Here is a 560-nt window from a genome sequence, read left to right as displayed (position 1 = left end):
GGCAGATGGTGCTGCTGATCGCGATCGCGCTGTTCGTGGCGCAGGCGATCAACTTCGCGATCCAGCTGCAGGACCGGCGCGCCTCCCGCTACGATCAGGCCACCGGCCCCGCGGTCGCCCGCATCGTCGATGCGGTCGAGCGCAGCAATCGTGGCGGTCCCTTCGACGGTAGCCGTCGCGGCGTGCGCAAGGCCGACCTCTCGCCCGTCAACCCGGCCGGCGAGCATCAGCCGATCGTCGAGCAGGGATTGCGCACAGAACTGGCCGAAGCCGGGCTGAAGGTCGGGCGGATCGAAACTGAAGTCCGCGCGATTCACAAGGGCGATCGCCGATCGCGCCGCTGGGGTCCGCGTTTTTCGGAACGCATGGTCAAGATGGGCGGCGAGCTGGTCATCGCGGTCGAACAGCCCGGCAAGGGCTGGCTCGTGCTCAGCGCGCCATGGCCCCGCGCCGAAGCCTTTCTGGTCTGGCGGCTGATCTGGCAGACGCTGGTGCTGTACGCGATCATGCTGATTCCGGTGCTGTGGATCGGCCGGCGCATCTCGCAACCGCTGCGCAGC

The 560-nt window shown here is 68.2% G+C and carries 1 protein-coding gene; it reads left to right on the top strand.

The features are described 5' to 3' along the window. The coding region (locus AC1DZC_RS20250) for a hypothetical protein (RefSeq protein WP_477044536.1) at positions 1–560 on the top strand (560 nt) is incomplete at both ends.

Source organism: Cellulomonas sp. P2_B4, assembly GCF_056404795.1.
Note: the sequence above shows the minus strand (reverse complement) of the source record. Positions and strands in the feature narration are given on the sequence as shown.